We start from the raw sequence: 26994 nt of genomic DNA, 5'->3' as shown, positions 1-26994 counted from the left end.
TTTCTGTGAATGTATAGAGATGAAGTTGATGGTTTGTACGTCAGCCGTGTACATAACCTTTATTTAAATTACGACAAAAAACGTAAAGGAGGGTGATGATGGAAAATATCACTGATTTATGGAACAAAGCTTTGGGTGAAATCGAAAAGAAATTGAGTAAACCAAGCTTTGAAACCTGGTTGAAATCAACGTCCGCTCATTCGCTTCAAAACGATACATTAGTGATTACAGCTCCTAACGAATTCGCACGTGATTGGCTTGAATCCCGCTATTCCAATTTGATATCAGAAACATTGGATAGCATCACTGGGACGAAGTTAGCTGTAAAATTCATCATTCCGCAAAATCAGACACAGGATGAGATTGACCTGGATCAAGCCTCTAAGAAGAGAGCAAAAGTCGAAGCGGAACAATCGGATGAAAATTTGACGCAAAGCATGTTGAATCCTAAATATACATTCGATACGTTCGTAATCGGTTCTGGTAACCGGTTTGCGCATGCTGCATCCCTAGCGGTAGCTGAAGCACCGGCTAAAGCCTATAACCCATTATTCATTTACGGGGGCGTTGGACTCGGTAAGACTCACTTGATGCATGCCATTGGTCATTACGTCATCGATCATAAACCGAGTGCGAAAGTTGTCTATCTATCATCAGAAAAGTTCACGAATGAGTTCATTAACTCGATCCGTGATAATAAAACAGTCGATTTTCGTAACAAATTCAGAAATGTCGATGTTTTGCTAATTGATGATATTCAATTTTTAGCTGGAAAAGAACAAACTCAAGAAGAATTTTTCCATACATTTAATGCCTTGCATGAAGAAAGCAAGCAGATTGTCATCTCAAGTGACAGGCCGCCAAAGGAAATTCCGACACTTGAGGACCGGTTACGGTCTCGATTTGAATGGGGTCTCATTACGGATATCACTCCACCGGACCTTGAGACACGTATCGCCATTTTACGCAAGAAAGCGAAAGCCGAAGGTCTCGATATTCCGAATGAAGTGATGCTATACATCGCCAATCAGATTGATACGAACATCCGTGAATTAGAAGGTGCGTTGATTCGTGTCGTAGCTTATTCTTCACTCATCAATCAAGATATGAATGCGGATCTGGCAGCGGAAGCATTGAAGGACATCATCCCGTCATCTAAACCACGGACATTGACGATCCATGATATACAAGAGATGGTTGGAGAAAAGTTCAATGTACGTCTTGAAGACTTCAAAGCGAAGAAAAGAACGAAAACTGTCGCATTTCCTAGACAAATTGCGATGTACCTATCCAGAGAAATGACTGACTTCTCCTTACCGAAAATTGGAGAAGAGTTCGGCGGACGTGATCATACGACGGTCATTCATGCCCACGAAAAGATTTCTAAATTAATAGGGTCTGATCAACAATTACAAAACAAAATCAAAGAAATTCGGGATGCACTGAAAAGTTAATGCTGTGAACAACTGTGAATAATTCATCTGAAAATCCTATGTTTTATGCACAACCTGTCCACATGTGGATAACCGCTAACAAAACGTTCTGTTGGACTTATCCACAAAATCACAGCCCCTACTATTATTACTGCTAATTTTTATTTATTAATAAAGAATAATATGTCTCCGAAATTAGATTCGATTGATAGACAAAAAAGGTTGCCCTTAGTGATTCAGGGATTACCTTTCTGAGGAGGAAATAAATAAATGAAATTCGTAATGAACCGAGATCAGCTTGTCGACAGTGTGCAAGATGTAATGAAAGCTGTCTCAACACGAACAACGATTCCGATTCTCACGGGAATTAAGATTGAAGCACATGAAGATGGTGTAACGTTGACAGGAAGCGATTCCGATATTTCAATCGAACGTTTTGTACCAGCTGAAGAAGATGGTTATGAGCATGTAACGGTTGAGAAGCCTGGAAGCATCGTTCTTCAAGCTCGCTTTTTCTCAGAAATCGTAAAAAAGTTACCTGATTCAAAGATTGAAATTGAAGTATCTGAACGATTTGCGACACGAATTCGCTCTGGTTCGTCTGAATTCAATTTGAATGGACTCGATCCTCAGGAATATCCTAGATTGCCAGAAGTTCAGGAAAATAACCGATTCAGCATTCAGGCAGATCTTTTGAAAACGTTGATTCGTCAAACCGTATTCGCAGTGTCCACCTCAGAAACACGCCCCATCTTGACAGGTGTAAACTGGCATATTGAAGATGGTGAATTGAAGTGTGTTGCAACGGACAGTCACAGACTTGCATCGAGATCAGCTGCAGTGGAAACGACTTCGGAAGAAATCGACTTCTCCAATGTAGTGATCCCGGGTAAGAGTTTGACAGAGCTCTCGAAAATTCTGGATGATAATAGCGACTTGATCGATATCGTTCTAACCGAAAGTCAGGTGTTGTTCAAAGCGAAAAACATTTTGTTCTTCTCAAGACTCCTGGACGGGAATTATCCGGATACATCTAAACTCATCCCGAACGAAAGTAAGACGGAAATGATCGTTTCCACGAAGGAATTCTTGCAGGCAATCGACCGCGCTTCCTTGTTGGCGAAAGAGGGCAGAAACAATGTCGTCAAACTTTCTACACTAGAGAACAATGAAGTCGAAATTTCATCTAATTCTCCGGAAATCGGGAAAGTTTTTGAACAAGTTGTCACGGAATCTCTTGAAGGTGATGAATTAAAGATTTCATTCAGTGCAAAATATATGATGGATGCTCTGAAAGCAATGGATTGTTCAGAGGTGCAAATCCAGTTTACCGGAGCAATGAGACCGTTCGTCTTGACTCCGATCGAAGAACAATCGATCAAACAATTGATCCTTCCAGTAAGAACTTATTAATTCATATGTGAAAAGCTACTAGTGACATTGATGGACGTCCTAGTAGCTTTTTTACAGGTTGAGATTTTTTGTATAGGATTGGTGATTCCAAGTAACAACAATCCCCAAATTTCAATCATAAATGTCAGGAGGAAATCTAAATGGAAATCCATATCACGACCGAATACATTACATTGCAACAACTACTTAAACAAGCGGATGTGATTCAATCCGGTGGAATGGTAAAATGGTATTTAGCAGAACATGAAGTGTTGGTGAACGACGAACCAGAACAGCGTCGAGGAAGAAAGCTGTATGAAGGTGATACGGTGACTATACCGGGGACAGGCTCCTTTGTCGTAACACGTTGAATGGGGGATTCCCTTTGCATTTGAAGGAATTACTACTGAAAAACTATCGAAACTATGAAACCGAAGAACTCAGCTTCCAGGATAATGTGAATGTTTTCATAGGCGAGAACGCCCAGGGGAAAACGAATGTTATGGAAGCCATCTATGTTTTAGGGTTTGCAAAATCCCATCGGACACCGCGTGATAAAGAATTGATACGTTGGGACTGTGAATATGGTAAAATAGAAGGTAGGGTCCAAAAACGGAACGGACCGTTATCATTACAAATCGTTATCAGCCAAAAAGGCAAAAAGGCCAAATATAATCATATCGAACAAAGACGGTTGACCGATTATATCGGAGCGTTGAATATCGTCATGTTTGCACCTGAGGATCTGAATCTTGTCAAAGGAAGCCCTCAGGTGCGACGTCGTTTTATCGATATGGAAATCGGCCAGATCAGTCCTGTCTATTTACATCATCTCAGTCAATATCAGAAGGTTTTACAGCAACGGAACCATTTGCTCCGCGATCTCCAGAGAAGGAGGAAGCAAGAGCAAGAAATCATGCTCGATATTCTTACGGAACAATTGATTGAGCACGCCGTGAAAATCTTTCACAAGCGACATGAATTCCTCCAATTGCTGCAAGAATGGGCAGAACCGATCCATTCTGGTATCACTCGGAATCATGAAACGCTCGAGATTCAATACAAATCTTCTATACAGGTATCAGATTCGCTTGATATGACGAAAATAATAGAAGAATATCAATTGAAATTTGATAAAATAAAAGAAAAAGAGATGGAACGAGGCACGACCCTAGCAGGTCCGCATCGTGACGATCTCGCACTTTACGTGAACGGTAAGGATGTTCAGACCTACGGTTCGCAAGGTCAGCAAAGGACGACAGCTCTTTCTTTGAAACTAGCTGAAATCGAACTGATCAAATCGGAAGTTGGTGAATATCCACTATTGTTATTGGATGATGTATTATCGGAGCTTGATGACAGCCGCCAGTCCCACTTGTTGAATACAATTCAAGGGAAGGTTCAAACCTTCGTCACTACGACGAGTGTGGATGGTATTGAACACGAAACGCTGAAAAACGCGAGCCTGTTCAATGTGGAGAACGGAACAGCAGCGTTAATAAAGTGAGGTGAGCAATCCTTGTTTATCCATCTAGGTGAAAATGTTGTCGTGCAAACACGGGATGTCGTTGCCATATTCGACTATGAGATTGCGAAAGAATCTGAGGAGACGATGGCGTTCTTGAAGCACCATAAAGAGAACCAGAATCTCGAAACGATCAGTGATGAATTGATCAAATCGATCGTTCTCACTACAGAAGGAATATACTTGTCGCCTCTATCCTCTATTACTTTAAAGCGAAGAGCGAAAATCAATAACAATTTCGAAAAGCTGTTAAACAGCTAGGATCGGAATTTGATATATGGGATCTAAGGATGTTCGAAAAAAGAAGCAGGTGAATAATATGAGTATTGATCAAGAAACACAAAAGCAATCATACGATGAGAGTCAGATACAGGTACTCGAAGGATTAGAAGCTGTACGAAAACGACCGGGAATGTATATCGGCTCAACGAGTAAGCGAGGCTTACACCATCTTGTATGGGAAATCGTCGATAACAGTATTGATGAAGCATTAGCGGGATACTGTGATGAAATTCGTGTCACAGTGGAAAAAGACAACAGTATCACAGTCACGGATAATGGACGTGGGATCCCAGTCGGAACACATGAAAAAATGGGTAGACCTGCCGTAGAGGTTATCATGACTGTCTTGCATGCCGGCGGTAAGTTCGGCGGTGGAGGATATAAGGTTTCTGGAGGACTGCACGGTGTTGGTGCATCTGTCGTTAACGCCCTTTCTTCTGAACTTGAAGTGAAAGTCCACCGTGATGGAAAGATCCATTACCAGAAATTCAACCGCGGTATTCCTGCTGCAGACCTTAAAGTCATCGGTGAGACGGACATTACTGGAACAGTGACGCACTTCGTTCCAGATACTGAAATTTTCACTGAAACACAAGAGTATGATTTTGAAATCCTTGCACACCGTTTGCGTGAGCTTGCGTTCTTGAACCGTGGTCTGAAGATCATTGCTGAGGACAAGCGTGGCGAACATGCAGAACATGTTTATCATTATGAGGGCGGAATCAAGTCATACGTTGAACATATCAACCGTACAAAAGAGTCGCTTCATGAACCGATTTTCGTAGAAGGTGTACGCGATGAGATTTCTGTTGAAATCGCTGTTCAATATAATGACAGCTTCGCGAGTAACCTTTATTCCTTTGCGAACAACATCAATACCCACGAAGGTGGTACACACGAGTACGGATTCAAAACATCATTGACGCGTGTCATTAATGATTATGCGAAGAAAAACAACTTGTTGAAAGAAGAAGGGAACCTTTCTGGTGATGATGTCCGTGAAGGTTTAACAGCCATCATCTCCATCAAGCATCCGGATCCTCAATTCGAAGGACAAACGAAAACAAAATTAGGAAATGCAGAAGCACGTACGGCAACAGAATCCGTCTTCGGAGAAAAGTTTTCCCAGTTCTTATATGAAAACCCGACTGTCGCAAAACAAATCGTTGAAAAAGGAAGCATGGCACTTCGCGCACGTCTGGCAGCGAAGAAAGCCCGTGAGTTGACGAGACGTAAGAGTGCGTTAGAAGTCTCTTCTCTACCTGGTAAGCTTGCTGATTGCTCTTCCAAAGACGCTTCGATTTCTGAACTGTACATCGTAGAGGGTGACTCTGCAGGTGGTTCTGCCAAGCAAGGCCGTGATCGTCATTTCCAAGCGATCCTTCCGTTGCGTGGTAAGATCATCAACGTTGAAAAAGCTCGTTTGGATAAGATTTTATCCAACAATGAAATCCGTGCAATCATCACGGCACTTGGCACTGGTATCGGTGAAGAGTTCGATCTTTCAAAAGCCCGTTATCACAAGATCATCATCATGACGGATGCTGATACGGACGGTGCACATATTCGTACGTTGTTGTTGACGTTCCTCTATCGTTATATGAGACCGTTGATTGAACAAGGATATATCTATATCGCACAACCACCGTTGTATAAAATCCAACAAGGTAAAAAAGTGATGTATGCCTACAACGATAAAGAGAAAGATCGAATCATGAATGAAATTTCCAAATCACCTAAGCCATCCTTGCAGCGTTATAAGGGTCTTGGTGAGATGAACCCGAACCAGCTGTGGGAAACAACTATGAACCCGGAAGAACGGACAACCTTGCAAGTCGAGCTTCAAGATGCAATTGAAGCGGATGAGATCTTTGAAATTCTCATGGGTGATAAAGTAGAACCACGACGTGATTTCATTCAAGAAAACGCCCAATATGTGAAAAACCTTGATGTATAGATTTGTAAGACAATGAAGTGTAATTGGAGGTAATCGGGAATGGCCGATATCGAACAATCTCGAAAGAAAGAAATAAACATTAGCGAGGAAATCAGAACCTCGTTTATGGATTACGCAATGAGCGTTATCGTCAGCCGTGCCCTGCCAGATGTCAGGGACGGACTGAAACCCGTTCATCGACGGATCCTATATGCGATGAATGACCTCGGCATGACAGCAGACAAAGCCTACAAAAAGTCTGCGCGTATCGTCGGAGAAGTCATCGGTAAGTACCATCCTCACGGTGATTCAGCTGTATACGATGCAATGGTCCGTATGGCGCAAGACTTCAACTATCGCAACATGTTGATCGATGGACACGGAAACTTCGGTTCTGTCGATGGAGATGCAGCGGCTGCGATGCGTTATACAGAAGCACGTATGTCTAAAATCGCTATGGAAATGGTACGTGACATCCAGAAAGATACGATTGATTACAAAGAGAACTATGACGGCAGTGAACATGAACCGGTCGTACTGCCTGCACGGTTCCCGAACTTGCTTGTGAACGGTGCAGCTGGGATTGCAGTCGGGATGGCAACGAACATTCCTCCGCATCAGCTTGGTGAAGTCATTGATGGGATTCTAGCGTTAAGTAAAGACCCTGACTTAGATATTGCCGATTTGATGGAATACATTCCTGGTCCGGATTTCCCTACAGGAGGAGAAATCCTGGGACGTGAAGGAATCCGTCGTGCTTATACAACAGGTCGCGGTTCGATCATGACTCGTGCAAAAGCCCATATCGATGAGAAGGATAATGGACGAAAAGCCATCATCGTGACGGAAATCCCTTACCAGGTCAACAAAGCGAAGCTGATTGAAAAAATCGCTGAGTTGGTCCGTGATAAGCGGATCGAGGGCATTTCAGACCTTCGTGATGAATCCGACCGTAACGGTATGCGAATTGTCATCGAAGTTCGAAAAGATGCAAATGCAAACGTCCTATTAAATAATTTATACAAACAAACAGCTCTTCAAACGAGCTTCGGAATCAATCTTCTTGCCCTCGTAGATGGTCAACCAAAAGTGTTGAACCTGAAGGAATGTCTTCATTACTACCTGAAGCACCAACAAGAAGTGATCCGTCGTCGTACAATCTTCGAACTGAAGAAAGCAGAAGCACGTGCTCATATACTTGAAGGTTTACGAATCGCACTTGACCACATTGACGAAATCATCGCATTGATCCGTGGTTCACGTACAACCGATATCGCACGGGACGGCTTGATGGAGAAGTTCTCCCTATCCTATGAACAAGCCCAAGCGATTCTCGACATGCGTCTACAACGTTTGACTGGTTTAGAGCGTGACAAGATCGAAGAAGAATATAACGAGCTTGTAAAATTGATTGCAGAACTGAAAGCCATCTTAGCGGATGAAGAGAAGGTCCTCGAGATCATCCGTACTGAATTGATGGAAATCAAAGAGAAATTCAACGATGTCCGTCGAACAGAGATCACAATCGGTGAAAATGCCATTGAAGACGAAGACTTGATTCCTCGTCAGCAAATCGCCATCACCGTCACCCATAACGGATATGTTAAACGACTTCCAATGTCGACCTATCGTGCACAAAAACGTGGTGGTCGAGGTGTCCAAGGTATGGGGACAAACGATGACGATTTCGTCGAACATCTACTTTCGACGAATACGCATAACACGATTCTGTTCTTTACGAACCTTGGAAAGGTTTATCGTTTGAAAGGGTATCAGATTCCTGAGCTTGGACGAACGGCAAAAGGAATACCGATCATCAACCTATTGCAGATTGAAAAAGGCGAATCCATTTCAGCGATTATCCCAGTCGAGGAATTCGTTGACGATTGGTTCTTGTTCTTCACTACAAAAGACGGAATTTGTAAACGATCCCCTCTATCTGCATTCGCGAACATTCGCCAGAGCGGACTAATTGCAGTGAACCTACGTGATGAGGATGAACTGATTGGTGTCAGACTGACTGACGGTAATAAGGACATCATCATCGGTACGAACAGCGGTATGGCTGTCCGGTTCCCTGAAACAGATGTCCGATCGATGGGAAGAACTGCAACAGGCGTGAAAGGAATTTCCTTACGCGAAGGTGATTTCGTTATAGGAATGGAACTTCTTTCTTCCGAGGAAGAACGGGATATCCTCATCGTTACGGAAAAAGGATTCGGTAAACGAACGCCAATGGAAGAGTATCGTGTTCAAAGCCGAGGCGGTATCGGTCTAAGAACATGTAACATTACAGATAAAAACGGTAAGGTCATCGCGTTGAAGACTGTGTTGGAAGATCAAGAAATCATGATCATCACGACAACAGGAATCGTCATTCGTATGGCGGTATCGGATATTTCACAATACGGACGTAACACGCAAGGTGTCCGTTTGATCCGATTGAACGAAGGTGTCGACGTTGCGACAATTGCAGTCGTTGATCCGGTAGATGAAGAAGAACTTCTAGACGGAGAAACAGACGAAGAAAACAACGAAAATTCTTCAGAAGACGTTCAAGAAGAAACGGAAGCGTCCGATACTAACAATGAAGAAGAATCACCGGATGAAGACCAAACAGACGAATAAGAAATAGTTGGAACGGAGGAAATGATTTTTTCCTCCGTTTCTTATAACTTATTTTAATTCCTTACATAACATCAGCCGATTCATTTTCTTACATAATTTAAATACCAACGCATAAAAGGGGCGGTTAGGTTGAAAGTTCATGTCCAAAATTTAAAAACAGGTGACATGCTCAATCAGGACGTTTTTTCACTATCGAGTCGACCGATTGTCGGACAAGGTACAGAATTGACGCGAGAACACATAGAAGTGCTTAAAGCTTTCAATATTAGAGAAGTAGATGTAAAACCATCTCAGGTGACAACAGACCCGAAACAAGAGCAGACAGACACAACTACAACGGTAGATACCCCCACACTATACGACGACTTCTATCCAAAATATATGAAAGCAGTATCCCAGTACAAAAAAATATTCTCCAATTGGCAAGCTGGAAGCCCAGTCGACCTCTTTCAGGTCCGCCAAGAGATTGTACCTCTCATTGAACTCGCGATCACTAAACCGAAAACGATTCTATCCTTGCATCATTTCTCAAGTGAGAAGGATTACGTTTATCATCATGCAATCTCAGTCGCACTCATTTCCTCATTCCTGGCAAAGAAACTATCTTATTCAAAAGGAGACATCATCCAAATCGGTCTAGCCGGAGCATTGATTGATTGTGGCATGTCGAAAGTACAACCACGCATACTGACAAAAAAAGAAACATTGAAAAAAGAAGAATTTGAAGAAATCAAACAACATCCGATCTTAGGTTACAAGATGCTCAAAGGGACACCAGGCATTAAAGAAGATGTTCTTCTGTCCATTCTTCAGCACCATGAACGTGAAGATGGAAGTGGATATCCACTTGGCACGAAAGGAAACAACTTAAGACCGTTCAGCAGAGTCGTAGCAATTGCAGATGTATTTCATGCCATGACCTCTGAAAGATTTTATCGGATGAAGCAATCCCCTTTTAAAGTATTAGAACAGATGTTGATGGATCAATTCGGGAAATTCGATCCGAAAATATTGAATGTTTTGGTGAGTGAACTCTCTAACTTCTCTGTAGGTACGAAAGTAGAACTTTCAAATACACAAATAGGTGAGATCGTCTTCATGGATCCGCAATCCCATACACGACCAATGGTGAAGATTGAGAGCGGAGACATCATCGCCTTGAAGCAACGTAACGATTTATACATAGAAAATATCCTGTCTTAATACTGAAAGGGAAATTCCCTTTCTTTTTTTTGCTTTTAGGGGTTGATACGTCTCATTAATCGTGCTATATTATTATTTGTCGCTTTTGAGAGGCATTTTCGAAAGAGGCACTCAACAAAGAAAAACAAATTACAAAAAGTTGTTGACGAGCACTTAGCGAAATGTTATATTGTTTAAGTCGCTTCAAACAGCGGTACTTCGATTAAAAGCGTCACGTCCTGTGACAACATCGAAGTCAGCCCATCCATGGGCAAGTCAGCTCTTTGAAAACTGAACAAAAGCCAAGCGTGAAACGGGTCTTTTTATAAGAACCCTGAATCAATTTCGATTTACATTTAATGAGCAATCAAACACTTTATTGGAGAGTTTGATCCTGGCTCAGGACGAACGCTGGCGGCGTGCCTAATACATGCAAGTCGAGCGGATCAATGGGGAGCTTGCTCCCCTGAGATCAGCGGCGGACGGGTGAGTAACACGTGGGCAACCTGCCTGTAAGACTGGGATAACTCCGGGAAACCGGGGCTAATACCGGATAATACTGACCACCACATGGTGGAAAGTTGAAAGATGGCTTCTAGCTATCACTTACAGATGGGCCCGCGGCGCATTAGCTAGTTGGTGAGGTAAGGGCTCACCAAGGCGACGATGCGTAGCCGACCTGAGAGGGTGATCGGCCACACTGGGACTGAGACACGGCCCAGACTCCTACGGGAGGCAGCAGTAGGGAATCTTCGGCAATGGGCGAAAGCCTGACCGAGCAACGCCGCGTGAGCGATGAAGGCCTTCGGGTCGTAAAGCTCTGTTGTTAGGGAAGAACAAGTACCGTTCGAATAGGGCGGTACCTTGACGGTACCTAACCAGAAAGCCACGGCTAACTACGTGCCAGCAGCCGCGGTAATACGTAGGTGGCAAGCGTTGTCCGGAATTATTGGGCGTAAAGCGCGCGCAGGCGGTCTCTTAAGTCTGATGTGAAAGCCCACGGCTCAACCGTGGAGGGCCATTGGAAACTGGGGGACTTGAGTACTGGAGAGGAGAGTGGAATTCCATGTGTAGCGGTGAAATGCGTAGATATATGGAGGAACACCAGTGGCGAAGGCGGCTCTCTGGCCAGTAACTGACGCTGAGGCGCGAAAGCGTGGGGAGCAAACAGGATTAGATACCCTGGTAGTCCACGCCGTAAACGATGAGTGCTAGGTGTTGGGGGGTTCCACCCTCAGTGCTGACGTTAACACATTAAGCACTCCGCCTGGGGAGTACGGCCGCAAGGCTGAAACTCAAAGGAATTGACGGGGGCCCGCACAAGCAGTGGAGCATGTGGTTTAATTCGAAGCAACGCGAAGAACCTTACCAGGTCTTGACATCCTTCGCTACTTCTAGAGATAGAAGGTTCCCCTTCGGGGGACGAAGTGACAGGTGGTGCATGGTTGTCGTCAGCTCGTGTCGTGAGATGTTGGGTTAAGTCCCGCAACGAGCGCAACCCTTGATCTTAGTTGCCAGCATTCAGTTGGGCACTCTAAGGTGACTGCCGGTGACAAACCGGAGGAAGGTGGGGATGACGTCAAATCATCATGCCCCTTATGACCTGGGCTACACACGTGCTACAATGGATGGTACAAAGGGCAGCAAAACCGCGAGGTTGAGCGAATCCCATAAAGCCATTCTCAGTTCGGATTGCAGGCTGCAACTCGCCTGCATGAAGCCGGAATTGCTAGTAATCGCGGATCAGCATGCCGCGGTGAATACGTTCCCGGGCCTTGTACACACCGCCCGTCACACCACGAGAGTTTGTAACACCCGAAGTCGGTGAGGTAACCTTTTGGAACCAGCCGCCGAAGGTGGGACAGATGATTGGGGTGAAGTCGTAACAAGGTAGCCGTATCGGAAGGTGCGGCTGGATCACCTCCTTTCTAAGGAGTCCTTTTAGGACATAAGCCCTTCGGGGCAACACGCTTTGGCTTTTGTTTAGTTTTGAAAGAGCTTATGTTCTTTCAAAAACGTTCCTTGAAAACTAGATAACGAAAATTCTTGAAAACAAGACATCGAAACGTCATTTAATGACAAAGTAAGTAAAGTGTAAGTTCATTCATAACGTGGTTAAGTTATGAAGGGCGCACGGTGGATGCCTTGGCACTAGGAGCCGACGAAGGACGGGACGAACACCGATATGCTTCGGGGAGCTGTAAGTAAGCTTTGATCCGGAGATTTCCGAATGGGGGAACCCACTGTCCGTAATGGGACAGTATCCATACCTGAATACATAGGGTATGAGAAGGCAGACCTGGGGAACTGAAACATCTTAGTACCCAGAGGAAGAGAAAGCAATCGCGATTTCCTGAGTAGCGGCGAGCGAAACGGAATCAGCCCAAACCAAGAGGCTTGCCTCTTGGGGTTGTAGGACACTCTATACGGAGTAAGAAAGGAACGGCGTAGGCGAAGCGGTCTGGAAAGGCCCGCTAGAAGAGGTAACAGCCCTGTAGCCAAAACGTCGTTCCCTCCAGAGTGGATCCTGAGTACGGCGGGACACGTGAAACCCCGTCGGAATCTGGGAGGACCATCTCCCAAGGCTAAATACTCCCTAGTGACCGATAGTGAACCAGTACCGTGAGGGAAAGGTGAAAAGCACCCCGGAAGGGGAGTGAAAGAGATCCTGAAACCGTGTGCCTACAAGTAGTCGGAGCCCATTAACGGGTGACGGCGTGCCTTTTGTAGAATGAACCGGCGAGTTACGATAACGTGCAAGGTTAAGTTGAGAAGACGGAGCCGCAGCGAAAGCGAGTCTGAATAGGGCGAAGGAGTACGTTGTCGTAGACCCGAAACCGAGTGATCTACCCATGTCCAGGGTGAAGTTCAGGTAACACTGAATGGAGGCCCGAACCCACGCACGTTGAAAAGTGCGGGGATGAGGTGTGGGTAGGGGTGAAATGCCAATCGAACTCGGAGATAGCTGGTTCTCCCCGAAATAGCTTTAGGGCTAGCCTCGTGGTGAGAGTTCTGGAGGTAGAGCACTGATTGGACTAGGGGTCCCCACAGGATTACCGAATTCAGTCAAACTCCGAATGCCAGGAACTTGTCCACGGGAGTCAGACTGCGAGTGATAAGATCCGTAGTCGAGAGGGAAACAGCCCAGACCATCAGCTAAGGTCCCCAAGTATACGTTAAGTGGAAAAGGATGTGGAGTTGCCCAGACAACCAGGATGTTGGCTTAGAAGCAGCCACCATTTAAAGAGTGCGTAATAGCTCACTGGTCGAGTGACTCTGCGCCGAAAATGTACCGGGGCTAAACGTATCACCGAAGCTATGGATTGTACCTTTGGTACAGTGGTAGGGGAGCGTTCGAAGGGCTGAGAAGCGAGACCGGAAGGACTCGTGGAGCGCTTTGAAGTGAGAATGCCGGTATGAGTAGCGAAAAGAGAAGTGAGAATCTTCTCCATCGAAAGCCCAAGGTTTCCTGAGGAAGGCTCGTCCGCTCAGGGTTAGTCGGGACCTAAGCCGAGGCCGAAAGGCGTAGGCGATGGACAACAGGTTGATATTCCTGTACCACCTCCTTTCCGTTTGAGCAACGGGGGGACGCAGGAAGGTAGGGAGAGCGCGCTGATGGATATGCGCGTCCAAGCAGTCAAGGCCGGTGGATAGGCAAATCCGTCCACCATACGGCAGAGCTGTGATGGCGAGGGAACTAAAGTACCGAAGTCCCTGATCCTACACTGCCAAGAAAAGCCTCTAGCGAGGAAAGAGGTGCCCGTACCGTAAACCGACACAGGTAGGCGAGGAGAGAATCCTAAGATGCTCGGGAGAACTCTCGTTAAGGAACTCGGCAAAATGACCCCGTAACTTCGGGAGAAGGGGTGCTCTGATAGGGTGTATGCCCGAGAGAGCCGCAGTGAAAAGATCCAAGCGACTGTTTAGCAAAAACACAGGTCTCTGCGAAGCCGTAAGGCGAAGTATAGGGGCTGACACCTGCCCGGTGCTGGAAGGTTAAGAGGAGGGGTTATCCCTTACGGGAGAAGCTCTGAATCGAAGCCCCAGTAAACGGCGGCCGTAACTATAACGGTCCTAAGGTAGCGAAATTCCTTGTCGGGTAAGTTCCGACCCGCACGAAAGGTGCAACGACTTGGATACTGTCTCAACGAGAGACCCGGTGAAATTATAGTACCTGTGAAGATGCAGGTTACCCGCGACAGGACGGAAAGACCCCATGGAGCTTTACTGTAGCCTGATATTGGATTTTGGTATCGTTTGTACAGGATAGGTAGGAGCCTTAGAAGCCGGACCGCTAGGTTCGGTGGAGGCGTCGGTGGGATACTACCCTGACGGTATTGAAATTCTAACCCAGGACCGTGATCCGGTTCGGAGACAGTGTCAGGTGGGCAGTTTGACTGGGGCGGTCGCCTCCTAAAGTGTAACGGAGGCGCCCAAAGGTTCCCTCAGAATGGTTGGAAATCATTCGCAGAGTGTAAAGGCACAAGGGAGCTTGACTGCGAGACCTACAAGTCGAGCAGGGACGAAAGTCGGGCTTAGTGATCCGGTGGTTCCGCATGGAAGGGCCATCGCTCAACGGATAAAAGCTACCCTGGGGATAACAGGCTTATCTCCCCCAAGAGTCCACATCGACGGGGAGGTTTGGCACCTCGATGTCGGCTCATCGCATCCTGGGGCTGAAGTAGGTCCCAAGGGTTGGGCTGTTCGCCCATTAAAGCGGTACGCGAGCTGGGTTCAGAACGTCGTGAGACAGTTCGGTCCCTATCCGTCGCGGGCGCAGGAAATTTGAGAGGAGCTGTCCTTAGTACGAGAGGACCGGGATGGACACACCGCTGGTGTACCAGTTGTTCCGCCAGGAGCATCGCTGGGTAGCTACGTGTGGACGGGATAAGTGCTGAAAGCATCTAAGCATGAAGCCCCCCTCAAGATGAGATTTCCCATCGCGTCAAGCGAGTAAGATCCCTCAGAGATGATGAGGTTGATAGGTCTGGTGTGGAAGCGTGGTGACACGTGAAGCTGACAGATACTAATCGATCGAGGACTTAACCACAATACTTAAACATCAAAGATGTTTTCAAGAACCGTTATCTAGTTTTGAAGGAATGGTTCCTTCAACTTCATAGTCTGGTGACGATGGCGAAGAGGTCACACCCGTTCCCATGCCGAACACGGAAGTTAAGCTCTTCAGCGTCAATGGTAATTGGGGGCTTCCCCCTGTGAGAGTAGAACGTCGCCGGGCAACAACAGAGCAGCCTTATGAGGCTGTTCTTTTTTATTTTTCATTAAAAATTAGGTCCATAAGGACCTAAAGGGAGTGAATTCGAAGAAATCAACTTCACTGCTTCTTCCCATCCAAATACTCCAACAGCATATACGGTACTTTTACACGAGAAATTGCAAGGAATCGAGAAATATAAGGATAATCATTGCTTGAGAACGTGTAGAACAAATCACCCCACCATTCCGTTTCGTAACGACAGATCATGCTCAGGTTATACAGCAACAAATAATGGACCATTACTTCATGCATCGGTTTGAACCCTTCCCGAGTATTCGGTACAAACCATTGATTGTCGATTGTTTTCCTGAAAAATGTCGTGTGTGCATTCAGAGTTTTGAGAAATTCGACGGTGAATTGTGAGTTGTCATAAGACACTTCTACATGATTCGGTAAAGCTTGTTGCTGCAGAAACTGGACAAATCGAGAACCCGTCATATGTAGTGAATCCAGTATTCGATCATCAATCAGAACCTGACCATCCGTAAGCGATCCTTCAACAGGTACGAGTGGAGATTTTCCGCTGACCTGACGAAAAAGGTCGTCCATTTCAGGGACATAGCTAAATAAATCTTTCATCTGGAACTTATCTCCTTCGAGTTGCTCCATTCCGAAGAGTTGTTCAGAGAAATAAGGAAATAGCCCGTTTCGTTGTACCTTGATTTCATCTTGTAAAAAGAGATAGTTTTGCTTTTTCCGTTTCCTGGTCGTCACCCCATGAGCTAGTAGAGCAGTCGACTCAGGGTATAGAGGGTCAACGGTTAAAAGACAGCATTTCAAAAGCTGGACCATCCCATAGTAAAGGAGCATCGGCTGCAGTTCCAGCGGGGATTGACGACATAGGTCGAAATGACGTTTCCCATGAGTCAGATAATAGATGAAGCTGTAACTGTTCCGATAGCTTAATTCCTCAATCGACATGTCTGTTTTCAACTGTTCATAGCATCTTTTTAAGTATCGCTGAGTGGATTGTGCACTTAAGTATTGATCGAAGCTTTTCCATTCGTTGAATAGGGGTTCCATGTAGTCACATCCATAGCGCAAATTTTACGAATAATCGGACTTATTCCTGCTTTCTTGACAGTAGTTTACCCCATTGTTAATCTACAAATAATATTTTAACGATTAAAAGGAGAGTGGGACGAATGTGGGAAGACAAATTTGCAAGAGAAGGACTTACGTTCGATGATGTTTTGCTTGTGCCTGCAAAATCATCCGTATTACCAAGGGACGTATCTGTCAAAACAAGATTATCGGATCATGTAAAGCTTAATATCCCGATTATCAGTGCTGGAATGGATACGGTAACGGAATCGAAAATGGCGATTGCAATGGCACGTCAAGGTGGTCTAGGGATCATTCATAAAAATATGTCGATTGAGGAACAAGCGGAACATGTCGATCGTGTCAAACGCTCTGAGTCCGGTGTTATTACGAATCCTTTTTATCTCACTCCCGAGCATCAAGTCTTTGATGCTGAGCATTTAATGGGGAAATACCGCATCTCCGGTGTTCCGATTGTGGATGAGAACCGTACACTTGTCGGCATCATCACGAACCGAGACATGCGTTTCATTCAAGATTTTTCCATCAAAATCAAAGAAGTCATGACACATGAGAACTTAGTCACGGCATCTGTAGGTACAACATTGAAAGAAGCTGAAGAAATCCTTCAACAGCATCGAATTGAAAAGCTTCCACTCGTCGATGAAGAAGGGATCTTAAAAGGACTAATCACGATTAAAGACATTGAGAAAGTCATTGAATTTCCGAACTCGGCAAAAGATGCACATGGTAGACTGCTAGCAGGTGCTGCAGTCGGCGTTACCGCAGATGCAATGATGAGAGTGAAAAAGCTTGTGGAAGCTGGAGTAGATGCACTTGTCATTGATACAGCACACGGACATTCTGAAGGCGTACTCGCAAAAGTGAAAGAAATCAAATCAGCATACCCTGACGTCACGATCATTGCAGGAAATGTAGCAACTGCAGAAGGGACACGTGATTTGATTGAAGCAGGTGTCGATGTGGTGAAGGTCGGTATCGGACCAGGATCGATCTGTACGACTCGAGTCGTCGCTGGAGTCGGTGTACCTCAAGTCACTGCGGTTTATGAATGTGCGACAGAAGCACGGAAATACAACATTCCGATCATAGCAGATGGCGGGATCAAGTACTCAGGTGATGTCGTCAAGGCGCTTGCGGCGGGCGGACATGCAGTCATGCTTGGAAGCCTTCTTGCAGGGGTAGACGAAAGCCCAGGTGAGCGAGAAATCTATCAAGGGCGTCAATTCAAAGTGTATCGTGGTATGGGATCAATTGGAGCGATGGAACGCGGAAGCCGTGACCGTTATTTCCAAGAAAATAACCAGAAACTCGTCCCAGAAGGAATTGAAGGTCGTGTACCTTATAAAGGGCCACTAGCGGACACTGTACATCAATTGGTTGGAGGCTTGCGATCTGGAATGGGTTATTGCGGCACGCCAAGTGTTGATGACTTGAGGGAAAATGCAAGGTTTACCCGCATCACGAACGCTGGATTACGAGAAAGCCATCCACATGATGTACAGATCACGAAAGAAGCACCAAACTACTCGGTATAGGACGTTTTTATGCCGGTTGTCACACAATCGTAAAAAAAGATGCGATGTTTGTACCATTTTTAAATTTTTTCAGACAGTGGGGTTTCCACTGTCTATTTTTTTCATATTTATTATGGTACAATAACCGGTGTTGTATATGGGTTGGAGGTGCAAAGGTTGATTAACCGAATGAAACAAACAGTCATCTTAGTTTTAACGATGGCACTCGTCATTACTGGAATTATCACATCTACTGCAAAGAAAGGTTATGCTGCTCCTGAATTACAGTTGCAAGCAGAAGCTGCTATTCTAGTAGATGCAGAATCAGGTAAGATTCTATTTGAGAAAAATGCTGATTTACTATTGCCACCGGCAAGTATGACCAAGATGATGAGTTTATATTTGATTTTAGAAGCAGTTGACAATGGTGAAGTTCAATGGGAAACCCCAGTTAAAATAAGCGATCGTGTACATAAAGTAGCGCAAGATAGAAGCTTGTCCAATGTATGGCTAAGAAAAGATGCCGATCCGGATTATACGATCAAAGAACTATACGAAGCAGCCGCGATTTATTCCGCAAATGGTGCCACAATGGCGATTGCAGAAACGATTGCAGGTTCTGAAGCAAACTTCGTCAAAATGATGAATGATAAAGCAAAAGAACTAGGATTGAAAAAATATAATTTCGTTAATAGTACAGGCTTAAATAACCGTGACTTAAAAGGTAACCACCCAGCTGGTGGTGAAGAAGACATGAACATGATTTCATCTCGTGATACAGCGAAGCTTGCGTATCATTTACTGAATGATTATCCGCAAATCCTCGAAACGGCAAAGATTCCAGAGAAATTGTTCCGAAAAGGAACGGATGATGAAAACCGTATGATCAACTGGAACTGGATGCTTCCGGGGAACCCTCAAGGTTTTGGTCTCGCGTATGAAGGTATCGATGGATTGAAAACGGGATCTACTGATCTTGCAGGATATTCCTTCACTGGAACAGCTGAACGTAATGGTCTACGACTAATTTCTGTAGTCATGAAAGCAAACGACCGTAGAGCACGTTTTGAAGAAACAAGAAAGCTTTTGGATTATGGTTTCAATAACTTCGGAAAGCAAGAAATCGTCAAGGCAGGATATGTTATTGATGGTAAGTCTTCTATCCCAGTCATCAAAGGAAAAGAGAAAAGCGTAGATGTCCAGTCTACAGATGCACTTTCTATGGTGATTCCAAATGGTGAAGAAGATCAATATAAGCCAAAAGTGACTTGGAACAACAAAGTGCTCAATGATAAAGGCCAATTGACGGCTCCTGTCAAAAAAGGAGATCAAGTCGGCACATTAAGTCTTGAGTACGCAGGAGAAGACTTAGGCTACATTACGGAAAAAGCTAGCAAGAAAGCGAGCTCTCCGATTGTCGCTCAAGCAGACGTTGAAAAAGCGAACTGGTTCGTGCTCATGATGCGTGGAATCGGTGGATTCTTCGGAGATATTTGGTCGAACGTCGTCGATTCGATCAAAGGCTTATTCTAATACAAATCCATATACAAGGAACTGAAGCATTTCATGCTCAGTTCCTTTTTTGAAACAATGAAGAAATTTCCAGTGGTATTTCATGTGGAATCACCTGTCTGGATAGGCATGAAAACAGAAAAGTGATACAATAGGATAGGATTTAAGAATTAACCGAATCATACTTAAAAAACACCTACTGATAGGGGGAATTATACATGGTACAAACAGGTACTGATCGCGTAAAACGCGGAATGGCAGAAATGCAAAAAGGCGGCGTCATCATGGACGTTGTGAACGCAGAACAAGCGAAGATTGCTGAAGAGGCTGGCGCAGTTGCCGTAATGGCACTTGAGCGTGTCCCTGCAGATATTCGTGCAGCTGGTGGAGTTGCTCGTATGGCAGACCCAACAATTGTTGAAGAGGTCATCAATGCCGTTTCAATTCCAGTCATGGCAAAAGCACGTATCGGTCATATCGTTGAGGCTCGTGTTCTAGAAGCGCTTGGTGCAGACTACATCGACGAAAGTGAAGTTTTGACACCTGCAGATGAAGTGTATCACTTGAACAAGCGTGACTTCACGGTGCCATTCGTATGTGGTGCGCGTGACCTTGGTGAAGCGACTCGTCGTATCGGAGAAGGTGCTTCTATGCTTCGTACGAAAGGTGAGCCTGGAACAGGTAATATCGTAGAAGCAGTCCGTCACATGCGTCTCATTCAAGCTCAAGTGAAGAAAGTCGTCGGTATGAGCGAAGACGAGATCATGACAGAAGCGAAAAACCTTGGTGCACCATATGAGCTCCTTCTTCAAATCAAGCGTGAAGGACGTCTACCGGTGGTCAACTTTGCGGCAGGTGGAGTAGCATCTCCAGCAGATGCTGCATTGATGATGGAACTTGGGGCAGATGGCGTATTCGTCGGATCTGGTATCTTCAAATCCGATAACCCTGAGAAGTTCGCTCGTGCAATTGTAGAAGCGACAACACACTATCAAGATTATGATTTGATCGCTAAATTGTCTAAGGGTCTTGGAACAGCGATGAAAGGTGTCGAGATTTCTTCTCTTCAACCTTCAGAGCGTATGCAAGATCGTGGATGGTAAGAGACGACAAAGGAGACATCCAGATGGTCACAGTTGGGATTCTTGCCCTGCAAGGTGCAGTTCGTGAACATGCTCGTTCACTAGAAGCATCAGGTGCAGAAGTGAAATTGATTAAACGTGTTGAAGAATTAAAGGACATTGATGCACTCGTCGTACCCGGTGGGGAAAGCACGACGATGCGTCGTCTGATTGATAAATATGAAATGTTCGGACCTTTGCAGGAGTTCGCCAAGTCCGGAAAGCCGATGTTTGGAACGTGCGCAGGTTTGATTTTGATGGCGAAAGAGATCATCGGACAAGAACATGGTCATCTTGAAGTCATGGATATCAAAGTCCATCGTAACGGTTTCGGACGCCAAAGAGAGAGTTTTGAAATTCCTCTTAATGTGGATGGTATGGAAGGCGATGAAGATTATATCGGTGTATTCATCCGTGCACCATATATCGAATCAGTCGGTTCAGATGTAAAAGTATTAGCAACATTCCAGGACAAAGTCGTTGCAGCACAACAAGGGCGTTTTCTATGCTGCGCATTCCATCCAGAATTGACAGATGACCACAGAATGCATGGTTATTTCGTCAAGATGGCAGAGGAATATAAAAACGAGTTGCATAACGTATCGAAATAGTGTAAATTACTACTAACACAATATCGAAGCGAATGTTGACAGGAACTAGTAGCAAGTCCTCTTTCCTATAGAGAGCCGATGGTTGGTGGAAATCGGTGATAGAGCCTTGTGAATCCATCCTTGAGTAAAATGCAGAACGAGCCTGAGCTCCAGTAAGTATTTTCGGTTAGTAACCGTTACATTACCAGAGTGGTACCGTCTATTTGTGATGGTACAACCAGGGTGGCAACGCGGGTGAACTCTCGTCCCTTTATGTGATACAAACACATATGGGACGGGAGTTTTTTTAATTCCCAAGACGAATGATATCGGTGTTACTCGTTTCTAATTCGTCTAGATGTGTGATTCAAACATGAAATTGCTCAACTAAGCGATACTGTGATGTGTGATTCAAACATGAAATTGCTCAACTAAGCGATACTGTGATGTGTGTTTAAGATGACTGTTTCATCAATAAAAAAGCTTGATTAAGTGAAGGAGGAGAAGAAGATGTTAGATTTGAAATTCGTACGTGACAATTTTGACGAGGTAAAGGAGAAGCTTTCTACGAGAGGTGAAGATATCTCTGGATTAGATCAAATCCAAGATTTAGATGAAAAGCGTCGAGAATTGATCAATCAGGTAGAAGAGCTGAAAAGCCGTCGTAATACAGTGTCTAAGCAAGTAGCAGAGTTCAAACGAGAAAAGAAGGATGCGGATCACCTGATTACAGAAATGCGAGAAGTCGGTGAGAAGATCAAGTCTTATGATGAAGAACTTCGCCTAGTTGAGGAGAAGCTGCAAAAAATCATGCTGACCTTGCCGAACATCCCTCATGAATCTGCACCAATCGGTGGGGATGAAGAAGATAATGTGGTCGCAAGAGAATGGGGCGACATTCGTCAGTTCGATTTCGAACCAAAACCTCACTGGGATGTTGCAACAGATTTAGACATCGTTGACTTCGAACGTGCAGCCAAAGTAACAGGAAGCCGTTTCGCTTTTTACAAAGGATTAGGTGCTCGTCTTGAGCGTGCATTGATTAACTTCATGATGGATCTGCATGAAGACCAGCACGGTTATACGGAAGTTCTGCCTCCATATCTCGTCAACCGTGAAAGTATGACAGGTACTGGTCAGCTTCCGAAGTTCGAAGAGGATGCTTTCAAAATTCGTGAAGAAGATTATTTCTTGATTCCAACGGCTGAAGTCCCTGTAACGAACCTACACCGTGATGAAATCTTGAAGCCTGAAGAACTTCCGAAAGCTTATGTCGCATTCAGTGCATGTTTCCGTTCTGAAGCTGGATCTGCAGGTCGTGATACACGCGGCTTGATTCGTCACCACCAATTCAACAAAGTAGAACTTGTACACTTTGTAAAACCTGAAGAGTCTTATGACCAGTTGGAAACATTGACTGGACATGCGGAAAAAGTGTTGCAGCTCTTGAAGCTTCCATATCGAGTGATGAGCATGTGTACGGGTGATCTTGGTTTTACCGCGGCGAAGAAATATGACATCGAGGTTTGGATCCCAAGCTATGAAACATACCGTGAGATCTCTTCTTGCAGTAACTTTGAGGACTTCCAGGCGCGTCGTGCTAATATCCGTTTCCGTCGTGAGCCAAAAGCGAAGCCGGAACATGTACACACATTGAACGGTTCTGGACTTGCAATTGGTCGAACGGTTGCAGCAATCTTAGAGAATTATCAACAGGAAGATGGTTCTGTCGAAATTCCTGAAGTGCTACGTCCATACATGGGGAACAAAAGCGTGATTACGAAGTAAAAAATAGATGGAAAGGGCGGGATTCAACCGCCCTTTAAAATATGTTTGATGCAAGGAAGAGATGTCTAGCTCAGTGCCCAGTCACTTGGATCACTTCAAACTTCCTGCGGCGGCCACAGCCTCCTCGTCTGTTTTCCAGTGACCTTCGTGACTGAACGGGGCACTTACACTTTTCCTTTCAAAAAAAATGTCGATTTAGTGTTGACTTTTGCTTTTCGACGATGCTATAATGATTTTTGTCGGTACGGAGGTATACCCAAGTCTGGCTGAAGGGAGCGGTCTTGAAAACCGCCAGGGGTGTAACAGCCCGCGGGGGTTCGAATCCCTCTACCTCCTCCATTTTTATTAAATCACAGCGCATATTACAACGGAGATTGTATGTGAATAAAATTCGTTACATTTAGTAACGAATTTTTTTTATGCTTTAAGAACTTTCAATTTAAAATGAAAAAGAACCAGCGCTTAAATATTATTTTATTCCAGTTTTTTAAACTAAAGCGCACGATAATTAATGAAGAATGACTAATTCATAAATCTAACGGACATTGAGGACCTTATTTCTATAACTTATTCATTTTCACTATACTTAACGGACATATGATACCTTATTTGGTTCAAAATCATCCAAAACAATATACTTTTTAAAAAATAGCGCATCTGATGTCCGTTTGCACACCGAAATTGGCGTTTTTGTCACAAATAACGGATCTGATGTCCGTTAAACCCTATCTCCCACCTTCAACAATCCTGTCCTTTTGTTGAATAACAATAGGTTTAAAATCTTGATTACCTTCCGCATTCTAACAAGAACAATTAATAGTAAAATGCAGGTCAATTTGCAAACATACAGGGGATTCTGAAAGGTTACAAATTCGTATGCAAATGTTCAAACAATTTAACGTTCTATTTGAGCAATAATCCTTATTTATCAACAAAAATAGTGCCTCAAATTGCTATGCAATTCGGGGCACATTTTAGTCAACATATTTATTGTTTGTGATAGATAACCGAACCCGTTAGCTTAAGCGCTGGTCTTCTTTTTCGCAATGATGGGTTCCGGCCTTACTTCATTCATGAACGATTTGAATTCTTCGAGATTCATCTGCTGAGCTGAGTCCGATAACGCAACAGCAGGGTCGGGATGGACTTCAGCCATGATACCGTCAGTGCCGATGGCAAGTGCGGCTTTTGCAGCTGGAACGAGCAGATCTTTCCTGCCGGTTGAATGGGTCACATCGACGATCACAGGCAGATGTGTCTCCTTCTTCAGAATTGGTACGGCAGAGATATCGAGCGTGTTCCGGGTTGCTCGTTCATACGTACGAATTCCTCGTTCACATAGAATCACTTGTTCATTTCCACTTGAGATGATGTATTCGGCAGCGTACATGAATTCTTCAATTGTCGCTGACATACCTCGCTTCAACAGAACAGGTTTGTTCACTGAACCTGCTGCTTTCAGTAAATCGAAGTTTTGCATGTTTCGAGCGCCGATTTGGATGACATCGACATAATCCAGTGCTTTCTCCAAATCATTCGGATTGAGGATTTCAGTCACGACGGCGAGATCGAGTTCATCTGCTACCTTTCGTAAAATTTCCAATCCTTCAAAGCCCAGCCCCTGGAAGTCATACGGGGATGTTCTCGGTTTGAAAGCCCCGCCTCGAAGCAGCTTCAATCCTTGCGCTTTCATTTCCTTAGCTACCTGAAAGACTTGATCGTAGCTTTCTACAGCACAGGGCCCCATGATGAAACGGGCATTCCCGTCTCCAATCAATTCACCATTTACATTAATGACCGTATTCTCAGGTTTCCGTTTTCGAGAAACGAGAAGTGCTTTTCGATTGTCCTCTTTCTGAAGTTCAAGACTCGCTTTGAATATCGTCTTGAATATGTGCTGAAGCGTGGAGGTCTCAAAAGGACCATTGTTGTGTTCTGCAACTTGATCCAAAAGACGGCGCTCACGAACAGGATCAAAACGCTTCACGCCTTGCATTTCTTTGATTTTCCCGATTTGTTGAACAACCGTACCGCGTTGGTTCAACAAGTCTAATATTTGCATGTTCAATTGTTCAATCTGTTCACGCAAGACTTCCAATTCCTTCGACATGATCGATCACTCCACTCCTTCACCATTTAAAATTAATAAAAGATTGTTTAAGACTTTAAAGCACGGTATATAAAAATGTCAATACCAGAATGATCAGAAAATTTTGCGCTTTAAACCGCAAAAGCAACAGCCTCAACCATGTAAGCGTAACCAAAAAAGTTTTTAAAAAAATTTAGACTTTACAAATCAAATCTTCCGTGTTAAAAATTGATATTAATAAAATACGCACAGGCAATGATAGGACAAAGTAGTGTTGAACTCCCTGAATACCAGAGAACTGATGGTTGGTGCGAATCAGTACAAAGTTCTGCATGAAGTTCACCCTTGAGCTTCTTTTTCACACGGCTGAAAAAGACGGTAATACCGTTAACCAAATGAAGTGACGGAGAAAGTCCGTAATGAGGGTGGTACCGCGATTAAATCGTCCCTGCTGATCAAGAGCAGGGGCGTTTTTATATGGAAAAAGAGGAGGGACATAGTAAAGCCGTCTGGACATGGTTAGAAAACGATCGCCTAAATAAGAGCGTAATGGAGGAGATGAAATGAACGTGAAAAAGCAACTCTTGTCTCTTAAAGCTTATGACCCTGGTAAGTCCATCGATAATGTGAAAAAAGAGCTTGGACTTACAAAAATCGTGAATCTAGCATCCAATGAGAACCCTTATGGTTGCTCGAGTAAAGTATCAGAGGCTATACAGTCCATCGCCCACTATGCTCATTATCCAGACAGCCGAGCGGAGGATTTAAGAAGAACATTAGCTGGTCGGTTGAACGTGAAGGAAAGCCAGCTCCTCTTCAGCAGTGGTTTGGATGAGATGATCCAAATGATCAGTAGGTGTCTTTTGACGGCTGAAACGAATGTCGTAATGGCTGATTTCACATTTCCGCAGTTCAGACACCATGCAGTCATCGAAAACACGGAAATCAAAGCTGTTCCGTTAAAGGAAGGGCGACATGATTTAGAACACATGCAACAAGTCGTCGATGAAAACACAAGTCTTGTATGGATCTGTAATCCAAATAACCCGACTGGCACGTATAGCAGCGAAAGGGAACTTCGTAGTTTTCTAGAAAAAGTACCAAACGAAACACTTGTCGTACTTGATGAAGCGTATTATGAATATGTAACCGCTGAGGATTTTCCAGATGCGATGAAGCTCATGCGAGAGTATGAAAATCTGCTTGTATTACGAACTTTTTCAAAAGGGTATGGTCTTGCAGCATTCAGAATTGGTTATGCAATCGGTCAGGAAAAATTATTAGAGAAGCTAGATATCGGCAGACTACCTTTCAACACATCGAAGTTTGCTCAAATTGCTGCACAAGCTGCAATCGATGATCCTTCTTTTGTAGAAGAATGCGTAGTAAAAAACAAGGAAGCGTTACAGCAATTTTATCTATTCTTCAACAAGTATCGTATACCGTACTACCCTTCTCAAGGGAACTTCGTCTATATTGAACCTGAAATGGACAACGATCTCGTATTCCATTTCTTATTGCAAAAAGGGTACATCGTGAGACCCATCAAAAACGGAATTCGGATTACCATCGGGAAAAAAGAAGAAAATGCTGAAATCATCGCACTGATGAAAGAGATACTCGTAGATGGAGCAGCAATCAAACGAACATCATAAG

The 26994-nt window shown here is 44.4% G+C and carries 16 protein-coding genes, 1 tRNA gene, 3 rRNA genes and 2 other annotated features; of the genes, 18 read left to right on the top strand and 2 right to left on the bottom strand.

The annotated features are described in order from the left end of the window. Nucleotides 1-98 precede the first annotated feature (98 nt). From dnaA to rrf, 11 genes are all read left to right on the top strand, one after another. Entirely contained in the window at nt 99-1454 is a 1356-nt protein-coding gene (dnaA, locus tag ACXQIQ_RS13125; RefSeq protein ID WP_439301895.1) for a chromosomal replication initiator protein DnaA, read from the top strand. A gap of 249 nt (nt 1455-1703) precedes the next feature. Next, the gene (gene dnaN, locus ACXQIQ_RS13120; protein ID WP_439301896.1) at nt 1704-2846 is read left to right on the top strand and encodes a DNA polymerase III subunit beta; all 1143 of its coding nucleotides are present in this window, start codon (nt 1704-1706) and stop codon (nt 2844-2846) included. A 140-nt stretch (nt 2847-2986) separates the two neighbouring features. Continuing rightward, complete coding sequence (gene yaaA / locus ACXQIQ_RS13115; protein ID WP_226552561.1) at nt 2987-3196, top strand: S4 domain-containing protein YaaA; 210 nt, start codon at nt 2987-2989, stop codon at nt 3194-3196. 14 nt (nt 3197-3210) lie between these two features. After that, entirely contained in the window at nt 3211-4332 is a 1122-nt protein-coding gene (recF, locus tag ACXQIQ_RS13110) for a DNA replication/repair protein RecF (RefSeq protein ID WP_439301897.1), read from the top strand. A 12-nt stretch (nt 4333-4344) separates the two neighbouring features. Then, a complete protein-coding gene (gene remB / locus ACXQIQ_RS13105; RefSeq protein WP_439301898.1) occupies nt 4345-4611 on the top strand; it encodes an extracellular matrix regulator RemB in 267 nt (88 codons plus the stop codon). Nucleotides 4612-4669: 58 nt separating this feature from the next. Continuing rightward, nucleotides 4670-6589 carry a DNA topoisomerase (ATP-hydrolyzing) subunit B gene (gene gyrB, locus ACXQIQ_RS13100; RefSeq protein WP_439301899.1) on the top strand — a complete coding sequence of 640 codons (1920 nt, stop codon included), beginning with the start codon at nt 4670-4672 and terminating at the stop codon, nt 6587-6589. Nucleotides 6590-6628: 39 nt separating this feature from the next. Then, nucleotides 6629-9196, top strand: coding sequence for a DNA gyrase subunit A (gene gyrA, locus ACXQIQ_RS13095; protein WP_439301900.1), 2568 nt, complete (start codon nt 6629-6631; stop codon nt 9194-9196). A 129-nt stretch (nt 9197-9325) separates the two neighbouring features. Then, complete coding sequence (locus ACXQIQ_RS13090; protein WP_439301901.1) at nt 9326-10399, top strand: HD-GYP domain-containing protein; 1074 nt, start codon at nt 9326-9328, stop codon at nt 10397-10399. 355 nt (nt 10400-10754) lie between these two features. Beyond that, a 16S ribosomal RNA gene (locus ACXQIQ_RS13085) occupies nt 10755-12306 on the top strand. Nucleotides 12307-12491: 185 nt separating this feature from the next. Then, a 23S ribosomal RNA gene (locus ACXQIQ_RS13080) occupies nt 12492-15428 on the top strand. Between the two features lie 73 nt (nt 15429-15501). Next, nucleotides 15502-15617: ribosomal RNA gene (gene rrf, locus ACXQIQ_RS13075) — 5S ribosomal RNA — on the top strand. The 16S, 23S and 5S rRNA genes sit together here, the layout of an rRNA operon. A gap of 96 nt (nt 15618-15713) precedes the next feature. On the opposite strand, the gene ACXQIQ_RS13070 is transcribed toward rrf, so the two are convergent. Beyond that, the gene (locus ACXQIQ_RS13070) at nt 15714-16679 is read right to left on the bottom strand and encodes a YaaC family protein (RefSeq protein ID WP_439302535.1); all 966 of its coding nucleotides are present in this window, start codon (nt 16677-16679) and stop codon (nt 15714-15716) included. Nucleotides 16680-16801: 122 nt separating this feature from the next. On the opposite strand from ACXQIQ_RS13070, the gene guaB reads away from it, so the two are divergent. The 6 genes from guaB (at nt 16802) to ACXQIQ_RS13040 (ending at nt 23588) form a co-directional block, all read left to right on the top strand. Next, entirely contained in the window at nt 16802-18259 is a 1458-nt protein-coding gene (guaB, locus tag ACXQIQ_RS13065; protein ID WP_439302534.1) for an IMP dehydrogenase, read from the top strand. Nucleotides 18260-18418: 159 nt separating this feature from the next. Then, nucleotides 18419-19771, top strand: coding sequence for a D-alanyl-D-alanine carboxypeptidase family protein (locus ACXQIQ_RS13060; RefSeq protein ID WP_439302537.1), 1353 nt, complete (start codon nt 18419-18421; stop codon nt 19769-19771). Nucleotides 19772-19968: 197 nt separating this feature from the next. Next, nucleotides 19969-20853, top strand: a complete 885-nt coding sequence (pdxS, locus tag ACXQIQ_RS13055; protein ID WP_439302533.1) for a pyridoxal 5'-phosphate synthase lyase subunit PdxS — start codon at nt 19969-19971, stop codon at nt 20851-20853. A 23-nt stretch (nt 20854-20876) separates the two neighbouring features. After that, nucleotides 20877-21482, top strand: coding sequence for a pyridoxal 5'-phosphate synthase glutaminase subunit PdxT (gene pdxT / locus ACXQIQ_RS13050; RefSeq protein WP_439302532.1), 606 nt, complete (start codon nt 20877-20879; stop codon nt 21480-21482). Nucleotides 21483-21508: 26 nt separating this feature from the next. Continuing rightward, nucleotides 21509-21735 (top strand) — a binding site (T-box leader). Between the two features lie 236 nt (nt 21736-21971). After that, nucleotides 21972-23249, top strand: coding sequence for a serine--tRNA ligase (gene serS / locus ACXQIQ_RS13045; protein ID WP_439302531.1), 1278 nt, complete (start codon nt 21972-21974; stop codon nt 23247-23249). Between the two features lie 246 nt (nt 23250-23495). Then, nucleotides 23496-23588, top strand: a tRNA-Ser gene (locus tag ACXQIQ_RS13040). Between the two features lie 682 nt (nt 23589-24270). Here ACXQIQ_RS13040 and ACXQIQ_RS13035 read toward each other — a convergent pair. Next, entirely contained in the window at nt 24271-25359 is a 1089-nt protein-coding gene (locus ACXQIQ_RS13035; protein WP_439302530.1) for a bifunctional 3-deoxy-7-phosphoheptulonate synthase/chorismate mutase, read from the bottom strand. A 225-nt stretch (nt 25360-25584) separates the two neighbouring features. After that, nucleotides 25585-25791: a binding site (T-box leader), on the top strand. Between the two features lie 110 nt (nt 25792-25901). On the opposite strand from ACXQIQ_RS13035, the gene hisC reads away from it, so the two are divergent. Then, nucleotides 25902-26993, top strand: a complete 1092-nt coding sequence (gene hisC / locus ACXQIQ_RS13030; RefSeq protein WP_439302529.1) for a histidinol-phosphate transaminase — start codon at nt 25902-25904, stop codon at nt 26991-26993. Nucleotide 26994: the final 1 nt, after the last annotated feature.

The organism is Pseudalkalibacillus sp. Hm43 (assembly GCF_054170705.1).
This window is presented reverse-complemented; position numbering and strand designations above follow the sequence as displayed.